Here is a 15,301-nt window from a genome sequence, read left to right as displayed (position 1 = left end):
TGACACTATCATGACTGAAAAATTACAATTATCTAAATCAGATCGTCAAAAAGTTTGGTGGCGTTCAACCTTCTTGCAAGGTTCTTGGAACTATGAACGGATGCAAAACTTGGGTTGGGCTTACTCATTGATCCCAGCTATCAAAAAACTTTACACGAAGAAAGAAGACCAAGCGGCTGCTCTTGAGCGTCACATGGAGTTCTTCAACACTCACCCATACGTAGCTGCTCCAATCATCGGGGTAACTCTTGCCCTTGAAGAAGAAAAAGCAAATGGCGCTGCCATTGATGATGCCGCTATCCAAGGGGTTAAGATTGGTATGATGGGACCTTTGGCGGGTATCGGAGATCCTGTCTTCTGGTTTACAGTTCGTCCAATCCTTGGAGCTCTTGGTGCCTCTCTTGCCTTGACAGGTAACATCCTTGGCCCACTCATCTTCTTTATTGCATGGAATGCGATTCGTATGTCCTTCTTGTGGTACACCCAAGAACTTGGATACAAAGCAGGTTCTGAAATTACTAAAGATATGTCAGGCGGTATCTTGCAAGATATCACAAAAGGGGCATCTATCCTTGGTATGTTTATCCTCGCTGTCTTGGTAGAACGTTGGGTTTCTATTAAATTCGTCTTCAATGTTTCTTCTGTTAAGCTAGACGACAAAGCTTATATCCACTGGGATAAACTTCCTGAAGGATACAAGGGTATCCAAGAAGCCTTCGCACAAGTTGGTTCAGGCCTATCTCAAACACCTGAAAAAGTTACAACTTTCCAACAAAACTTGGATTCATTGATTCCTGGTTTGATGGGATTGCTTCTTACTTTTGCTTGTATGTGGTTGCTTAAGAAGAAAGTGTCTCCAATCACTATCATCATCGCCCTCTTTGTAATTGGTGTCTTAGCACACGTTGCAGGCTTGATGTAAAACAAAGATCAAAAAAAGAAGGTTTCGGCCTTCTTTTTATTATGGTATAATGAAATGAACATTGTTACAGGAGGTTCACATGGCACAATCGCAGAATAAAACCGTTGAATTCCACACCACTGGTGTCTCTTATCTAGGTGTTGGAGGGAAGGTTGGAAAAATATTAGTTGGAGATGTGGCTTTTGAATTTTATGCGGATGCCAATGTTGAAGACTACGTCCAAATTCCCTGGAAAGAAATCGACCAGATTGGAGCCAATGTCTCCGGACGTAAAATTAGCCGCCATTTTGAAATCTATACCAAAGAATCAAAGTTCCTCTTTGCTTCTAAAGACTCGGGTAAAATCTTAAAAATTGCACGAGAACATTTAGGTAATGACAAAATTGTCAAGCTACCGACCTTGATCCAAACCATCGGTCGGAAAATAAAAAATCTATTTGCAAAAAAATAGAAACTTTAGTATAATCATAACAACGGATAAGTAGGTTATCTCCTTCTTTCAGAAAGTCTGCGGTTGCTGTGAGCAGATAAAGGACCTAATTGAAATTCTACCGTTTATCAAAAAATTGAAGATCAAATCAAGTGCACACCTGTGAAGTTGGATGGAACCGTGGCCCTGCCACTCCAACACTGTAACAGGTGTGTTTTTTGTTAAAGGAGAAGCTATGTTAGATATTAAACGAATTCGTACAGACTTTGATACAGTTGCTGAAAAATTAGCGACACGCGGTGTTGATGCGGCCATTTTGAACGAAATGAAAGAGATCGATGCAAAGCGTCGTGACATCTTGGTCAAAGTAGAAAGCCTCAAGGCTGAGCGGAACACAGTCTCTGCTGAAATCGCTCAAGCCAAACGCAACAAGGAAAATGCCGACGACAAGATTGCTGCCATGCAAACTCTCTCTGCAGAAGTCAAAGCATTGGATGCAGAATTGGCTGAAATCGATGCCAAATTGACAGAATTTACTACAACCCTTCCAAATATCCCGGCTGATAGCGTGCCTATTGGGGCTGACGAAGACGATAACGTAGAAGTTCGCCGTTGGGGAACTCCTCGCGAGTTTGACTTCGAACCAAAAGCTCACTGGGACCTTGGTGAGGACTTAGACATCCTTGACTGGGAACGTGGTGGAAAAGTCACTGGAGCTCGTTTCCTCTTCTATAAAGGCCTCGGAGCTCGCTTAGAACGTGCCATCTACAACTTTATGCTAGATGAGCATGGTAAGGAAGGCTACACCGAAGTTATCACTCCTTACATGGTTAACCACGATTCTATGTTTGGTACTGGTCAATATCCAAAATTCAAAGAAGATACGTTTGAATTGAAAGATACGAACTACGTCCTCATTCCTACAGCTGAAGTTCCGCTGACCAACTACTACCGTGATGAAATCATCGATGGCAAAGATCTACCAATCTACTTTACAGCCATGAGCCCATCTTTCCGTTCAGAAGCTGGTTCTGCTGGTCGTGATACACGTGGCTTGATTCGTTTGCACCAATTCCACAAGGTTGAAATGGTTAAATTTGCTAAACCTGAAGAGTCATATGAAGAATTGGAGAAAATGACAGCCAATGCTGAAAACATCCTTCAAAAACTTAATCTTCCATACCGTGTGGTAGCTCTCTCAACAGGAGATATGGGCTTCTCAGCTTCTAAGACCTATGACTTGGAAGTATGGATCCCTGCACAAAATACTTACCGTGAAATCTCAAGCTGTTCCAATACAGAAGATTTCCAAGCCCGTCGTGCCCAAATCCGTTACCGTGATGAAGCAGATGGCAAGGTGAAACTCCTTCACACCTTGAACGGTTCTGGATTGGCTGTCGGACGTACCGTCGCTGCTATTCTTGAAAACTATCAAAATGAAGATGGTTCTGTAACCATCCCAGAAGTTCTTCGTCCATACATGGGAGGCGCTGAAGTTATCTCACCAAAATAAAAACTCAAAAAAAAACTGAGTCTTGCATCTGCAAGCTCAGTTTTTTTAATATTTACGAAAACGTTGGTAACGTTGCTCTAGCAGATCTTCGAGAGATAAGTCTTGTAGCTCCTTCAATTCTGCTTGGATTTCCTTCTTCACTTGAGCTAGTAATTCGCCATTAGAAAAACCATGCTCGGGAATCACCTTGTCCACAATATCCATATTTAACAACTCATGCGAAGTAATCTTCATCAATTCAGCAGCTTCCATGGCACGGCTTCCATCTTTCCATAGAATAGAAGCAAATCCTTCTGGACTCAAGACGGCATAGATGGAGTTCTCCAACATCCAGACCTTATCTGCAACACCAAGAGCTAAGGCACCACCTGATCCCCCTTCTCCGATAATAATCGCGATTATCGGAACTTTTAAGTCACTCATTTTCATGAGGTTACGGGCAATAGCCTCACCTTGTCCCCGTTCTTCAGCACCAACACCCGGATAAGCACCTGCGGTATTGATGAAGGTTACTACTGGACGACCAAACTTCTCCGCCTGTTTCATCAAGCGCAAGGCTTTTCGATATCCTTCTGGATGGGGTTGACCAAAGTTTCGACTAAGATTGTCCTGAAGATTCTTTCCTTTTTGAATCCCGACAACCGTTACCGCTTGATCTCCTAGCCAACCAATTCCACCAATGACTGCACCGTCATCTCGGAAATTCCGATCGCCATGTAATTCGATAAAGTTATCAAAAATTCCATGAGCATAATCGAGAGCTGTCAAACGTCCTTGGTCACGAGCTTCTTTAATAATTTGTGTTATTCTTGTCATTACTTCCCTCCATGAAAGGCTAACAAGTCTGCGATTGTTGAACGCATCTCACTACGTTGGACAATCACATCCACAAAGCCATGCTCCTGCAAAAATTCAGCCTTTTGGAAATTATCCGGCAACTGTTCTCTTACGGTAGACTCGATCACTCGTCGACCTGCAAATCCCACAAGGGCTTGACTCTCCGCAATGATGATATCCCCTTCCATTGCGAATGATGCCGTTACCCCTCCTGTTGTTGGGTCTGTTAGAACAGTCAGATAAAACAAGCCTGCTTTTGAGTGTCTTTGAACAGCTGCAGAGATTTTAGCCATCTGCATCAAACTGACGATTCCTTCTTGCATTCGAGCACCACCAGAAGCTGTAAAGAGCACGACTGGGAGCTTTTCTTCTGTCGCCAATTCAAATAGTCGTGTAATCTTTTCACCGACCACAGAGCCCATAGAAGCCATGATAAAATTGGAATCCATAATACCAAGAGCCACTTGATGGCCCCCAATCTTTGCAGTTCCTGTTAAAACAGCCTCATCAAGTCCTGTCAATTCACGGACAGTCGCCAATTTCTTCTTGTAGTTTGGAAACCTAAGCGGGTCCTTGGTCTCAATACCCGTAAACAGTTCAATAAAGCTTCCTGGATCAATCGTTAATTGAAGTCGCTCTACCGCAGAAATACGGAAGGTATAACCACACTTAGGACATAGACGTTCACTTCCTAGATCCTTTTGGTAAATCGTATGTTTACAGCCCGGACACTGAGAAAACAACTCATCTGGAACTTCTGGTTTCGGCTGAGGTGCTTCAATGGCCGACCGATTGGGATTAATTCGAATGTACTTATCTTTTTTAGAAAATAAAGCCATCAACTTCTCCTTACTTGGTAAAAGAACTTTGTAATTGTGCGCGTTCATTCCTTGTGAAAATGAATCTCACATTTACAAAGTTCAATGTTTATTGATTTTTCTGATAATTTGGTAAAAATTTTTCCATCAGGAAGGCGGTATCGTAATCACCAGCAATCACATTCGAATCTGAAATCAAATCCAATTGGAAATCACTGTTGGTCATTACACCGTCAATTTCCAACTCATAGAGGGCGCGTTGCATCTTCATCAAAGCATCAAAACGATTCTCTCCATGGACAATGATTTTGGCAATCATACTATCGTAGTAAGGTGGAATCGTATAGCCTGGGTAGACAGCAGAATCCACGCGCAAGCCAACTCCTCCACTTGGAAGGTAGAGATTGGTGATCTTTCCTGGGCTTGGTGCAAAGTTAAAGGCAGGATTTTCCGCATTGATCCGGCATTCAATAGCATGACCAGAAATTTGAATATCTTCTTGACGAACAGACAATTCTTGTCCAGCAGCAATCTTAATTTGCTCTTTCACGATATCAATTCCTGTGACAAATTCTGTCACGGGATGCTCAACTTGAACCCGAGTATTCATCTCCATGAAGTAAAATTCGCCTTTTCCTTCATCGTAAAGAAACTCGATTGTCCCAGCATTTTCATAGCCAACAGATTCGGCTGCGCGGACGGCTGCAGAGCCAATTTGATCTCGAATCGTCTTACCGATTGCTACGGACGGAGATTCTTCGAGGACTTTTTGGTTGTTTCTTTGAAGGGAACAATCCCGTTCACCCAAATGAACCACATGTCCAAATTGGTCAGCCAGGATTTGAACCTCAATATGACGAGCTGGGTAGATGACACGTTCAAGGTACATAGCTCCATTGCCAAAGGCCGCCTTAGCTTCTGTCGAAGCAGATTCAAAAGCTGGAACTAGGTCTTCTGCCCGTTCTACTTTACGGATCCCTTTACCGCCACCTCCAGCTGATGCCTTCAGCATGACAGGATAGCCAATCCGATCGGCAACTTCCAAGGCTTCTTCAGCTGTATGAACTTCTCCATCTGATCCTGGAATAACAGGCACGCCTGCTTTGATCATTTGTGCTCGGGCATTAATTTTATCACCCATCATATCCATGACAGATCCTGATGGTCCGATAAACTTAATGCCGACTTCCTCACACATGGTGGCAAACTTCGAATTTTCACTCAAAAATCCAAATCCTGGGTGAATAGCTTCTGATCCAGTCAAAACAGCTGCAGATAAAACAGCATTCATGTTCAAATAAGACTCGGTTGACTTGGCAGGCCCAATACAAACTGCTTCATCCGCTAGTAAGGTATGCAAGGCTTCTTTATCAGCCGTTGAATAGACAGCGACTGTTTCAATTCCTAATTCACGAGCAGCTCGAATAATCCGGACCGCAATTTCACCACGATTCGCGATTAAAATTTTTCGGAACATAGAAACCTCCCTAGTTACCAATTGCAAATGTTAGGGTCCCGCTAGCAGCTAATTTCCCATCGACTTCCGCTTTTGCTTCCACGACCGCAATCGAACCACGACGCTTGACAAAGGTAGCCGTCATCACGAGCTGATCTCCCGGAACGACTTGTTTTTTAAATTTAACCTTATCCATTCCAGCATAAAAGACTAATTTCCCTTTATTTTCTGGTTTGGATAATTCTAAGACACCGGCAGTTTGTGCCAAGGCTTCCATAATGAGGACACCTGGCATTACTGGGTAGCTTGGAAAGTGCCCATTAAAGAAGGGCTCATTGATCGTCACATTCTTAATGGCTACAATCGTATCCTCACTTGTTTCAAGGACGCGATCCACCAACAACATCGGATAGCGATGCGGAAGAGCTTCTTTAATAGCTTGAATATCGATCATTTAATCCGTACCAATCCTTTCCCAAACTCAACCATTTCTTCATTTGAAACAAGGATTTCAGTGACAATTCCATCCTTTGGTGCAGGAACTTCGTTCATAACCTTCATCGCTTCAATAATCAATAGGGTTTGGCCTTTTGAAACGCTATCTCCAACCTGAACAAAAGCTGGTTTATCAGGACCTGAAGCTAAATAAGCTACACCAACAAGAGGACTTTCAACCACTTCCCCTTCTGCTGCTACTGTTGGAGCAACTTCTGGAGCTGACGGAGCAGCTGGTTCTTCTGCGAGAACAACAGGGCTTTCAACAGCGGGCGCCACTTCCTGAACTACAGGAGCTGGCGTAGCAGGTTGCGAGCTAGCTACACTGCCAGTATTTTTACTAAATGATAGCACATCCGTTGCATTTTGATAGCTAAATTCACGAAGACTAGATTGGTCAAATTGACTCATTAGGTCTTTAATCTCTTGAATATTCACTTTATCCCTCCCAACGTTTAAAGGCTAAGACAGCATTGTGTCCTCCAAATCCAAATGTATTGGAAATAGCATAGGAAATTGGACGTTCTTGCCCTTCACCAAAGATGACATTGGCTTCAATATAATCTGATAACTCTTGTGTTCCAGCAGTTTTTGGAACATATTGATGGCGAATTGCTTCAATTGTCGCAATAGCTTCTACAGCCCCTGCAGCTCCCAAGAGGTGACCTGTAAATGATTTTGTAGAAGATACTGGAACTTCTGTACCAAATACAGAAACGATTGCACCACTTTCTCCTTTTTCATTTGCTGGAGTAGAGGTACCATGAGCGTTGACATAATCAACTTGAGCTGGTTCAATTTCTGCCTCATCTAAAGCCAACTTCATTGCTTTAATAGCACCTTGACCTTCTGGATGTGGAGAAGTCATATGGTAAGCATCACAAGTATTTCCGTAGCCCACGACTTCAGCAAGAATGGTTGCACCACGTTTTTCAGCGTGTTCCAAACTTTCAAGAACCAACATTCCTGATCCTTCACCCATTACAAATCCATTCCGATCTTTATCAAATGGAATAGAAGCACGAGTTGGATCTTCTGTTGTTGAAAGAGCTGTCAGGGCTTGGAAACCGGCGATTGCAAATGGTGTAATAGAAGCTTCAGAACCACCAACCAACATCAAATCTTGGAAACCAAACTTAATAGCGCGGAAAGCATCTCCAATCGCATCATTGGAAGAGGCACAAGCAGTGTTGATAGATTTACAAATTCCATTAGCTCCAAAACGCATCGCAACATTACCAGATGCCATATTTGGCAAAGCTTTTGGAAGGGTCATTGGTTTGACACGTTTTGGTCCTTTTTCATGCAAACGAATCACTTGATCTTCGATTTCTTTAATACCACCAATACCAGAAGCAACAATGACACCAAAACGATCTTTGTCAATAGCTTCTACATCTAAACCTGCATGATTCACAGCTTCTTGAGCGGCATACAAGGCATACAAAGAATAGTTGTCAAAGCGGTTTGTATCTTTCTTGATAAAGTACTTATCAAATGGGAAATCTTGGATTTCAGCTGCATTATGAACAGCAAAGTCACTGTGGTCAAATTTTGTAATCGGACCAATTCCAATCTTTCCTTCTTTTAAGCTATTCCAAAATTCTTCTGGAGTGTTTCCGATTGGAGATGTCAAGCCATAGCCTGTTACAACAACACGATTTAATTTCATTTCAAAACCTACCTCTTTTTATTGCATGGTTAAGCCACCATCAATTGCGATGACTTGCCCTGTTAGATATTCTTGAGTCGCAAGAAAGACTGCAACATCTGCTACTTCTTCTGTATTTCCAAATCGTTTCATTGGAATTTGAGCGAGAGACATTTCTTTAATTTTTTCCGGAAGTCCTTCTGTCATATCAGACTCAATGAAGCCCGGCGCAATGACATTGACTCGGACATTTCTACCAGCTACTTCACGCGCTACCGATTTAGAAAAACCAATCAAACCAGCTTTTGAGGCTGCATAGTTAGCTTGTCCAACATTTCCGGTTAGACCGACAACACTCGACATGTTAATGATAGCACCTTCACGCGCCTTGGTCATCGGCTTTAAGACTGATTGTGTCATATTAAAAGCACCAGTCAAATTCACCTTCAAGACTTGCTCAAAATCTTCTTCCGTCAATTTTAACATGAGCTTATCATTGGTAATCCCAGCATTGTTAACAAGGATGTCTACTGAGCCAAGTGCTTCAATCGCTTCCGCGACCATTCGTTTCGCTTCCGTAGCTTGGGATACATCCCCAGTAACGCCAACTACCTTCACACCGTATGAGGCAAATTCATCCACTAGACCTGCAGGGAGCTCTCCACGACTATTTAAGACAATGTTGGCACCTTTTGACGCAAATTTATGTGCAATAGCCAATCCAATGCCTCGACTTGAGCCAGTAACAAATACATTTTTATTCTTCAGTTCCATAGTCACCTCATCTTATTCGTTCAGTAAGGCATCAAGGCTTGCTTGATCCTCAACATTTTTCGTTGGAAGAGTTTTATCAATTTTTTTCAAGAAACCAGTCAAGACCTTACCTGGACCAATTTCAATCACTTCATCTACTCCAAACTCTTGAATCGTTGCAATCGAATCATAGAAACGAACAGGCTCCATCACCTGGCGAGCTAATAAAGCTTTGATTTCGTCTGATTTCATGATCTTTGCTTCTGTATTCCCAACCAAAGGCAAGCTAAAGTCCTTAAAAGTAACTTTTTCAAGTTCAGTCGCTAGTTTTTCACTAGCAGAAGCAAGTAAGACCGTATGGAAAGGACCAGAGACATTTAGAGGAATCAACCGTTTTGCCCCTGCTTCTTGTAAGAGTTCAACTGCATAATCCACAGCTTCAACCTCTCCACCAATCACAATTTGGGCAGGAGTATTGTAGTTAGCTGGTGTTACAACTCCCTTTTCAGAAGCCTGTTGACAGATTTCTTCAATCAAGGCAGGATCAGTATTCATGACAGCTACCATCTTCCCGCTTCCAGCAGGCGCAGCTGTTTCCATAAATTCACCCCGCTTGGCTACCAAAGCGACTGCTTCTTCAAAAGAAAGAGCACCTGCAGCAACCAAAGCAGAATATTCTCCTAGAGAAAGACCGGCAACAATATCCGGTGTCATGCCCTTTTCTGCTAATAGACGATAAATAGCTACTGAAGTTGTCAAAATAGCCGGTTGGGTAAAGCGTGTTTGATTGAGCTTGTCTTCATCAGAATCAATCAATTCTCGTAAATCATAGCCCAAAATCTGACTTGCAGTATCAAATGTCTCCTTAACAATCGGATAAGTTGCATACAAGTCACTAGCCATCCCCAATTTTTGGGCACCTTGACCAGCAAATAAGAAAGCACGTTTTGTCACTGTCCTCTTCCTTTCCTTTACTTGTTAGAATTTGACATCTGCCCAGCGAGCTGCTTCTTTCTGAATGACCTTAGCAGCTCCAAAATAGATATCTTCCAAGATTTCAGCACAGGTTTCTTCTTTACCTACGAGACCTGCAATTTGTCCTGCCATCACAGATCCGTTATCAACGTCTCCGTCCACAACAGCATTGCGAAGAGCACCTGCTCCTAATTCTTCAATTTCTTCTTGAGTCTTCTTACCTGCCAAGAAATCTTTTTCCGCTTGGTTATAGGCAGAAGCCAATTTATTCTTAATCGCACGAACTGGATGGCCAACAACTGACGCAGACACTACTGTATCAATGTCTTTAGCTTTCAAGATTTTATTCTTAAAGTTTTGGTGAGCATTTGATTCTTTAGCTACGACAAATCGTGTTCCCACTTGAACAGCAGCTGCTCCAAGCATGAAGACTGCAGCTGCTCCAGCACCATCAGCCACACCACCAGCACCAATAACGGGAATAGAAACAGCTTCGACCACTTGACGAACCAGGGTCATGGTAGTCAATTTACCAATATGCCCACCTGCTTCCATTCCTTCAGCAATCACAGCATCCGCACCTAGTTTTTCCATCCGTTTTGCTAAAGCTACTGAAGGTACAACTGGAATAACGGTAATGCCAGCTTCGTGGAAACGATCCATATATTTCCCAGGATTCCCTGCACCAGTGGTAACAACTTTAACCCCTTCTTCGATAACCAAGTCAACAATGTCATCTGCAAAAGGAGAGAGGAGCATGATATTCACTCCAAAAGGTTTGTCAGTAATGGATTTGACACGATCAATATTCGCTTTGACAACTTCTTTAGGTGCATTTCCTCCACCGATGATCCCAAGACCACCTGCATTGGATACAGATCCAGCAAGATCTCCATCTGCTACCCAAGCCATACCACCTTGGAAAATTGGATATTTAATGTTTAATAATTCTGTAATTCGTGTTTGCATAGTACCTTCCTCATTTTCGCTTAAGTAATAGTTTGAAAGCGGTTCTTTGCTTTGAGCGTCAAACTATTACCTAAACAAGAGAGAATATCTTTCGATACTCTCATCCATTATTATTTAGTTTTTTCTTCTACGTAAGCAACAAGGTCACCTACAGTAGACAATCCTTCTTCAGTTTCAATTTGAATGTCGAATGCATCTTCAATTTCTGAAATCACTTGGAACAAATCCAATGAATCAGCTTCAAGATCTTCAAAAGTAGACTCAAGTGTTACTTCTGATGGTTCTTTACCAAGTTCTTCAACGATAATTTCTTGTACTTTTTCAAATACTGCCATGATTGGCCTCCTTAAAATAATAAAAAATTTTTAAAATGTGTTACCACATGTTTAACTAGATTGTAACAAGAAGTGAGCCCCATGTCAAACCTCCACCAAATCCAGACAGAAGAATTGTTTGACTTCCATCCAATTTGATCAGTCCTTGGTCGACACACTCCGATAATAAAATTGGAATACTTGCGGCACTCGTGTTACCATATTCCATCATGTTTGCAGGAAGTTTTTCCCGATCAACCCCGATTTTCTTAGCCATTTTATCTAAGATACGGTCATTTGCTTGGTGCAGAAGAAAAAAATCAATCTCTTCAACAGGCACTGGAGCATCTGCTAACGTATTTTTAATACTCTTAGCCACATCCCGAATGGCAAAATCAAAGACTGCTCTCCCATCCATTGACAAATATTTTTTATCTTCTTCCTTATCAGAATATGGTGAAGATAAACCAACAGATGATGATTGAAGAACTTCTCCACGGGAACCGTCTGAAAACAGACTTTCTGCTAAAAAAGTTTGTTGCTCGGAAGCTTCCAATAAAACACCGCCAGCACCATCCCCAAATAAGACTGCTGTTGTCCGATCTTCCCAATCGATCACTTTCGATAAGGTTTCACTTCCGATAACGATTCCTCGTTTGTACTGGCCAGAGCGAATATACTTTTCAGCAGTCGCAAGCGCAAATACAAATCCACTACAAGCAGCGGTCAAATCAAAAACAAAGGCTTTAGAGGCACCAATTTTAGCTTGAACACGAGCAGCTGTAGATGGCATCATGGAATCCGGTGAAATCGTAGCAACAAAGATAAAATCCAACTGATTCGCTTGTAAACCACTTTTTTCAAGCAAGCGACGAGCCACTTCCGTAGCTAAATCGCTGGTTGATTCTGATTGAGAAATATGACGCTTCCGAATTCCTGTCCGACTAGCAATCCACTCATCACTGGTATCCATCCGTTCAGAAAGATCCTGATTGGAAATCACTTGGCTTGGCGCATAATGGGCTGCCTGACTAATTTTTGCAAAAGTCATTATTTCAAATCCTCCAAGAAACGATAAAGGTTCTGCAACCCTTTTTGCATCACTTTCCGTTCATCTGGAGACATCCCATCTATAATCTGATTAACCATCCGCTTGTGAAATTGTTGGTGAAGCCGATACAAGAGTTTTCCTCTTTTGGTCAAACTCAAATGGACAACCCGACGATCAACTTCAGATCTGGTTCGTTCAATATAACCTTTTCGTTCAAGGTTATTTAAACTGGTTGTGACTGTACCTAACGTTACCATTAACGAACGCGAAATATCACTTGGAGTTGCGTTTGGTGTTGAGCCGATGACATCTATTGTGTGCATTTCCTTAATAGAAACATCATTAAATCGACTGCTACGTAAACTAGTTTCTTCGATGACTAAAACGTTGTTAAAAATGGATGTAAGGTAATCATTGACTAGTTGAAAATTCAAAAACCACACCCCCTATTCATTACTTTGATAATCGAATTTTATCAAAATTCAAACCAAATAGCAAGTCTCAACAACAAAAACATAAAAATTTTACGTTTTTATTTTCCTATAAATTTTGGACGTCGACGCTCTGAATAGGCAATAACTCCCTCTTTAAAATCTTCTTTTAAAGATAGATTTCTTTGCAATCTCAACTCAATTTCAGCATAGCGATCCCAGTCAGTCAGCATGCTAGACCAGGCCAACTCTTTAATCGCAGCAAAAGAATTGTCTGAGCTACGTCTTAACTTCATGAGAAGTTGGTTAACAGTCTTGTCTAATTTATCTACTTCAGAAACCTTATACACAACGCCATATTCCAGAGCCTTTTCAGCACCTAATGGTTCACCGGTCATCGCTAACTGAGTTGCTCTACTCAAACCAATGGCTCTTCCTAAAAGGAAAAGACCACCAGCATCAGGAGCTAAACCTACTCCAACAAAGGCTTGAATAAACTTGGATTTATCAGAAGCAATACAAAAATCTGCTGCTACTGCCATATTAGCAGTTGCTCCTGCAACCGCACCATCTGCTACCATAATCACAGGTTTTGGAAGTTGCTTCATTTTTTTAGAGATTTGATTAACCAATTCCGCAATTTGCGTTAACGAATCGATATCATCGGCATCGACAGCCCGCTTCATCTCTGCTAAATCACCACCAACCGAAAAAACCTTACCGACTGCTTTAAATAGAATAAAACGAATATCTGGATTCTTCTCAGCTAATTCTAATGCTTCAAGGATTTCCTGACACATTGGAATGTTAAAACCATTTGAAACCTCAGGTCTATTTAAAATAATAGATGCGAGATCCTCTTCAACAGAATATATAATCGTTTCGAACACCATAAGCCACCTCTTTACTAATTAGCTGTTCAAATTGTTTGATAGTTGAACTTATTTATTTTTATATTATTTTAGCACAACTACTTTGAGAAGTAAATTACATTTTCATAACAAAGTGTCTCAGCCGAAAGACTTGCTTGATTGCAGTGCTGTTTTAGATTGTAACCAAGCCTTATCTTTGGTATAATTTAAAGTAAGTTTTGTAAAGGAGTCCACATGAAAGTAGTTAAATTTGGTGGTAGTTCGTTAGCATCTGCTACCCAGCTAGAAAAAGTATTCAATATTGTTAAAGAAGATGAAACCCGTCAATACGTGGTCGTTTCTGCTCCGGGGAAACGCAATGCTGAAGACACAAAAGTTACCGATGCCCTTATCAAGTATTATAAAGAATATACCAACGGAAAAGATACTAGTCAAAGTCAAGAATGGATTATTAATCGCTATCGTTCTATTACAGAGGAGTTAGACTTAAACGAGGAAATTATCGAAGAAATTGCTAGAGATATCATGTCCCTTGCAACACTTCCCAAATCCGATAACACCTTCTTATATGATACCTTCTTAGCAGCTGGAGAAAACAACAATGCGAAACTAATTGCAGCTTACTTTGTAAAAAAAGGTTTAGAAGCAAAATATATCCATCCAAAAGATGCAGGTATCTTTGTAACAAGTGAACCTTGTAATGCTCGCATTCTGCCTTCTAGTTACGATAAGATTGAAGAACTCAGAAACCATAATGAAATTTTAGTGATCCCTGGATTCTTTGGAATTACTAAAGAAGACCAAGTATGTACTTTTTCAAGAGGTGGTTCTGATATTACAGGATCAATTATTGCAGCCGGAGTTAAAGCAGATCTCTACGAAAACTTTACGGACGTCGATGGTATTTTTGCAGCTCACCCAGGGATTATTAAACACCCACACTCTATTCCTGAACTAACCTATAAAGAGATGCGGGAATTAGCCTATGCTGGCTTTAGTGTCCTCCATGATGAAGCACTTGTTCCTGCATATCGTGGAAAAATTCCAATGGTGATTAAGAATACCAACAATCCAAAACATCCAGGTACCAAGATTGTGCTGAACCATACCAATGAGAATGTAAAAGTTGTTGGAATTGCAGGAGACTCAGGATTTGTCAGCATTAATACCACCAAATACCTGATGAATAGAGAAGTCGGTTTTGGTAGAAAATTATTACAAATTTTAGAAGATTTGAATATTAGTTGGGATCACATGCCAACAGGAATTGACGACCTATCAGTCATTCTTCGGTCAAAAGAATTAACCCCAATTAAGGAACAAGAAATTTTAAAACATTTAATCCAAGATTTACAGGTGGACTATGCCGAAATTGAGCATGATCTTTCCATTATCATGATAGTAGGAGAGAATATGAAAAATCAAATTGGTGTAACAGCAACAGCTACAAAGGCTTTATCAGAAAACAACATTAATATCCAAATGATTTCTCAAGGATCCAGCGAAGTTTCCATCATGTTTGTAGTCAATCAAGAACAAGAAAAACAGGCTATTAAAGCTCTATACAATGTTTTCTTTAACTAAGAAAAAAAGGTTCGAAAGAACCTTTTTTTTAATGTATTTATAAAAAGAAAATAAAAAACCCTTTCGGGTACTGACTCCGCCAGTAGGACTCGAACCTACGACATCATGATTAACAGTCATGCGCTACTACCAACTGAGCTATGGCGGAAAAAAGCTAAGCGACTACCATATCTCACAGGGGGCAACCCCCAACTACTTCCGGCGTTCTAGGGCTTAACTTCTGTGTTCGG

17 protein-coding genes and 1 tRNA gene are annotated in these 15,301 nt (G+C 41.2%); 4 read left to right on the top strand and 14 right to left on the bottom strand.

The window, feature by feature from the left end; genetic code table 11:
- The first annotated feature begins 10 nt into the window (after positions 1-10).
- From ABT997_RS08335 to serS, 3 genes are all read left to right on the top strand, one after another.
- Entirely contained in the window at positions 11-922 is a 912-nt protein-coding gene (locus ABT997_RS08335) for a PTS system mannose/fructose/sorbose family transporter subunit IID (protein ID WP_009732289.1), read from the top strand.
- Between the two features lie 79 nt (positions 923-1,001).
- Positions 1,002-1,373 (top strand): DUF956 family protein, encoded by a 372-nt coding sequence (locus ABT997_RS08330; RefSeq protein WP_350019137.1) that lies wholly within the window; start codon positions 1,002-1,004, stop codon positions 1,371-1,373.
- 214 nt (positions 1,374-1,587) lie between these two features.
- Complete coding sequence (serS, locus tag ABT997_RS08325) at positions 1,588-2,865, top strand: serine--tRNA ligase (RefSeq protein WP_350019136.1); 1,278 nt, start codon at positions 1,588-1,590, stop codon at positions 2,863-2,865.
- A 45-nt stretch (positions 2,866-2,910) separates the two neighbouring features.
- Here serS and ABT997_RS08320 read toward each other — a convergent pair whose 3' ends face one another.
- The 13 genes from ABT997_RS08320 to ABT997_RS08260 form a co-directional block, all read right to left on the bottom strand.
- Positions 2,911-3,681 (bottom strand): acetyl-CoA carboxylase carboxyl transferase subunit alpha, encoded by a 771-nt coding sequence (locus ABT997_RS08320; RefSeq protein ID WP_350019135.1) that lies wholly within the window; start codon positions 3,679-3,681, stop codon positions 2,911-2,913.
- Positions 3,681-4,541, bottom strand: a complete 861-nt coding sequence (accD, locus tag ABT997_RS08315; RefSeq protein ID WP_350019134.1) for an acetyl-CoA carboxylase, carboxyltransferase subunit beta — start codon at positions 4,539-4,541, stop codon at positions 3,681-3,683. The genes ABT997_RS08320 and accD overlap by 1 nt, the downstream gene beginning before the upstream one ends.
- 88 nt (positions 4,542-4,629) lie before the next feature.
- Positions 4,630-5,997 carry an acetyl-CoA carboxylase biotin carboxylase subunit gene (locus ABT997_RS08310; RefSeq protein WP_350019133.1) on the bottom strand — a complete coding sequence of 456 codons (1,368 nt, stop codon included), beginning with the start codon at positions 5,995-5,997 and terminating at the stop codon, positions 4,630-4,632.
- Positions 5,998-6,007: 10 nt separating this feature from the next.
- Positions 6,008-6,430 carry a 3-hydroxyacyl-ACP dehydratase FabZ gene (gene fabZ / locus ABT997_RS08305; RefSeq protein WP_006596902.1) on the bottom strand — a complete coding sequence of 141 codons (423 nt, stop codon included), beginning with the start codon at positions 6,428-6,430 and terminating at the stop codon, positions 6,008-6,010.
- Positions 6,427-6,909, bottom strand: coding sequence for an acetyl-CoA carboxylase biotin carboxyl carrier protein (gene accB, locus ABT997_RS08300; RefSeq protein WP_350019132.1), 483 nt, complete (start codon positions 6,907-6,909; stop codon positions 6,427-6,429). Before accB ends, fabZ begins: the two co-directional genes overlap by 4 nt.
- 1 nt (position 6,910) lies before the next feature.
- On the bottom strand, positions 6,911-8,143 hold the full coding sequence (gene fabF, locus ABT997_RS08295) for a beta-ketoacyl-ACP synthase II (RefSeq protein ID WP_023022242.1): 1,233 nt from the start codon (positions 8,141-8,143) through the stop codon (positions 6,911-6,913).
- Between the two features lie 18 nt (positions 8,144-8,161).
- Positions 8,162-8,896 (bottom strand): 3-oxoacyl-[acyl-carrier-protein] reductase, encoded by a 735-nt coding sequence (gene fabG / locus ABT997_RS08290; protein ID WP_006596905.1) that lies wholly within the window; start codon positions 8,894-8,896, stop codon positions 8,162-8,164.
- Positions 8,897-8,908: 12 nt separating this feature from the next.
- Complete coding sequence (gene fabD, locus ABT997_RS08285; RefSeq protein WP_350019131.1) at positions 8,909-9,829, bottom strand: ACP S-malonyltransferase; 921 nt, start codon at positions 9,827-9,829, stop codon at positions 8,909-8,911.
- Positions 9,830-9,853: 24 nt separating this feature from the next.
- The gene (gene fabK, locus ABT997_RS08280) at positions 9,854-10,819 is read right to left on the bottom strand and encodes an enoyl-[acyl-carrier-protein] reductase FabK (RefSeq protein ID WP_350019130.1); all 966 of its coding nucleotides are present in this window, start codon (positions 10,817-10,819) and stop codon (positions 9,854-9,856) included.
- Positions 10,820-10,929: 110 nt separating this feature from the next.
- Positions 10,930-11,154: an acyl carrier protein gene (locus ABT997_RS08275; protein WP_003003892.1), complete on the bottom strand. Its 225-nt coding sequence runs from the start codon at positions 11,152-11,154 to the stop codon at positions 10,930-10,932.
- 55 nt (positions 11,155-11,209) lie between these two features.
- Positions 11,210-12,184, bottom strand: a complete 975-nt coding sequence (locus tag ABT997_RS08270; protein WP_350019129.1) for a beta-ketoacyl-ACP synthase III — start codon at positions 12,182-12,184, stop codon at positions 11,210-11,212.
- Positions 12,184-12,618: a fatty acid biosynthesis transcriptional regulator FabT gene (fabT, locus tag ABT997_RS08265; RefSeq protein ID WP_042507432.1), complete on the bottom strand. Its 435-nt coding sequence runs from the start codon at positions 12,616-12,618 to the stop codon at positions 12,184-12,186. Before fabT ends, ABT997_RS08270 begins: the two co-directional genes overlap by 1 nt.
- Before the next feature lie 98 nt (positions 12,619-12,716).
- Positions 12,717-13,508: an enoyl-CoA hydratase gene (locus ABT997_RS08260; RefSeq protein WP_129822877.1), complete on the bottom strand. Its 792-nt coding sequence runs from the start codon at positions 13,506-13,508 to the stop codon at positions 12,717-12,719.
- A 213-nt stretch (positions 13,509-13,721) separates the two neighbouring features.
- Between ABT997_RS08260 and ABT997_RS08255 the strand changes: the two genes are divergently transcribed.
- A complete protein-coding gene (locus ABT997_RS08255) occupies positions 13,722-15,071 on the top strand; it encodes an aspartate kinase (protein ID WP_350019128.1) in 1,350 nt (449 codons plus the stop codon).
- Between the two features lie 74 nt (positions 15,072-15,145).
- Here the strand turns inward: ABT997_RS08255 and ABT997_RS08250 are convergent.
- Positions 15,146-15,219: transfer RNA gene (locus ABT997_RS08250), tRNA-Asn, on the bottom strand.
- Positions 15,220-15,301 lie beyond the last annotated feature (82 nt).

This window comes from Streptococcus australis (assembly GCF_040226615.1).
Lineage (GTDB): Bacteria > Bacillota > Bacilli > Lactobacillales > Streptococcaceae > Streptococcus > Streptococcus australis_E.
Note: the sequence above shows the minus strand (reverse complement) of the source record. Positions and strands in the feature narration are given on the sequence as shown.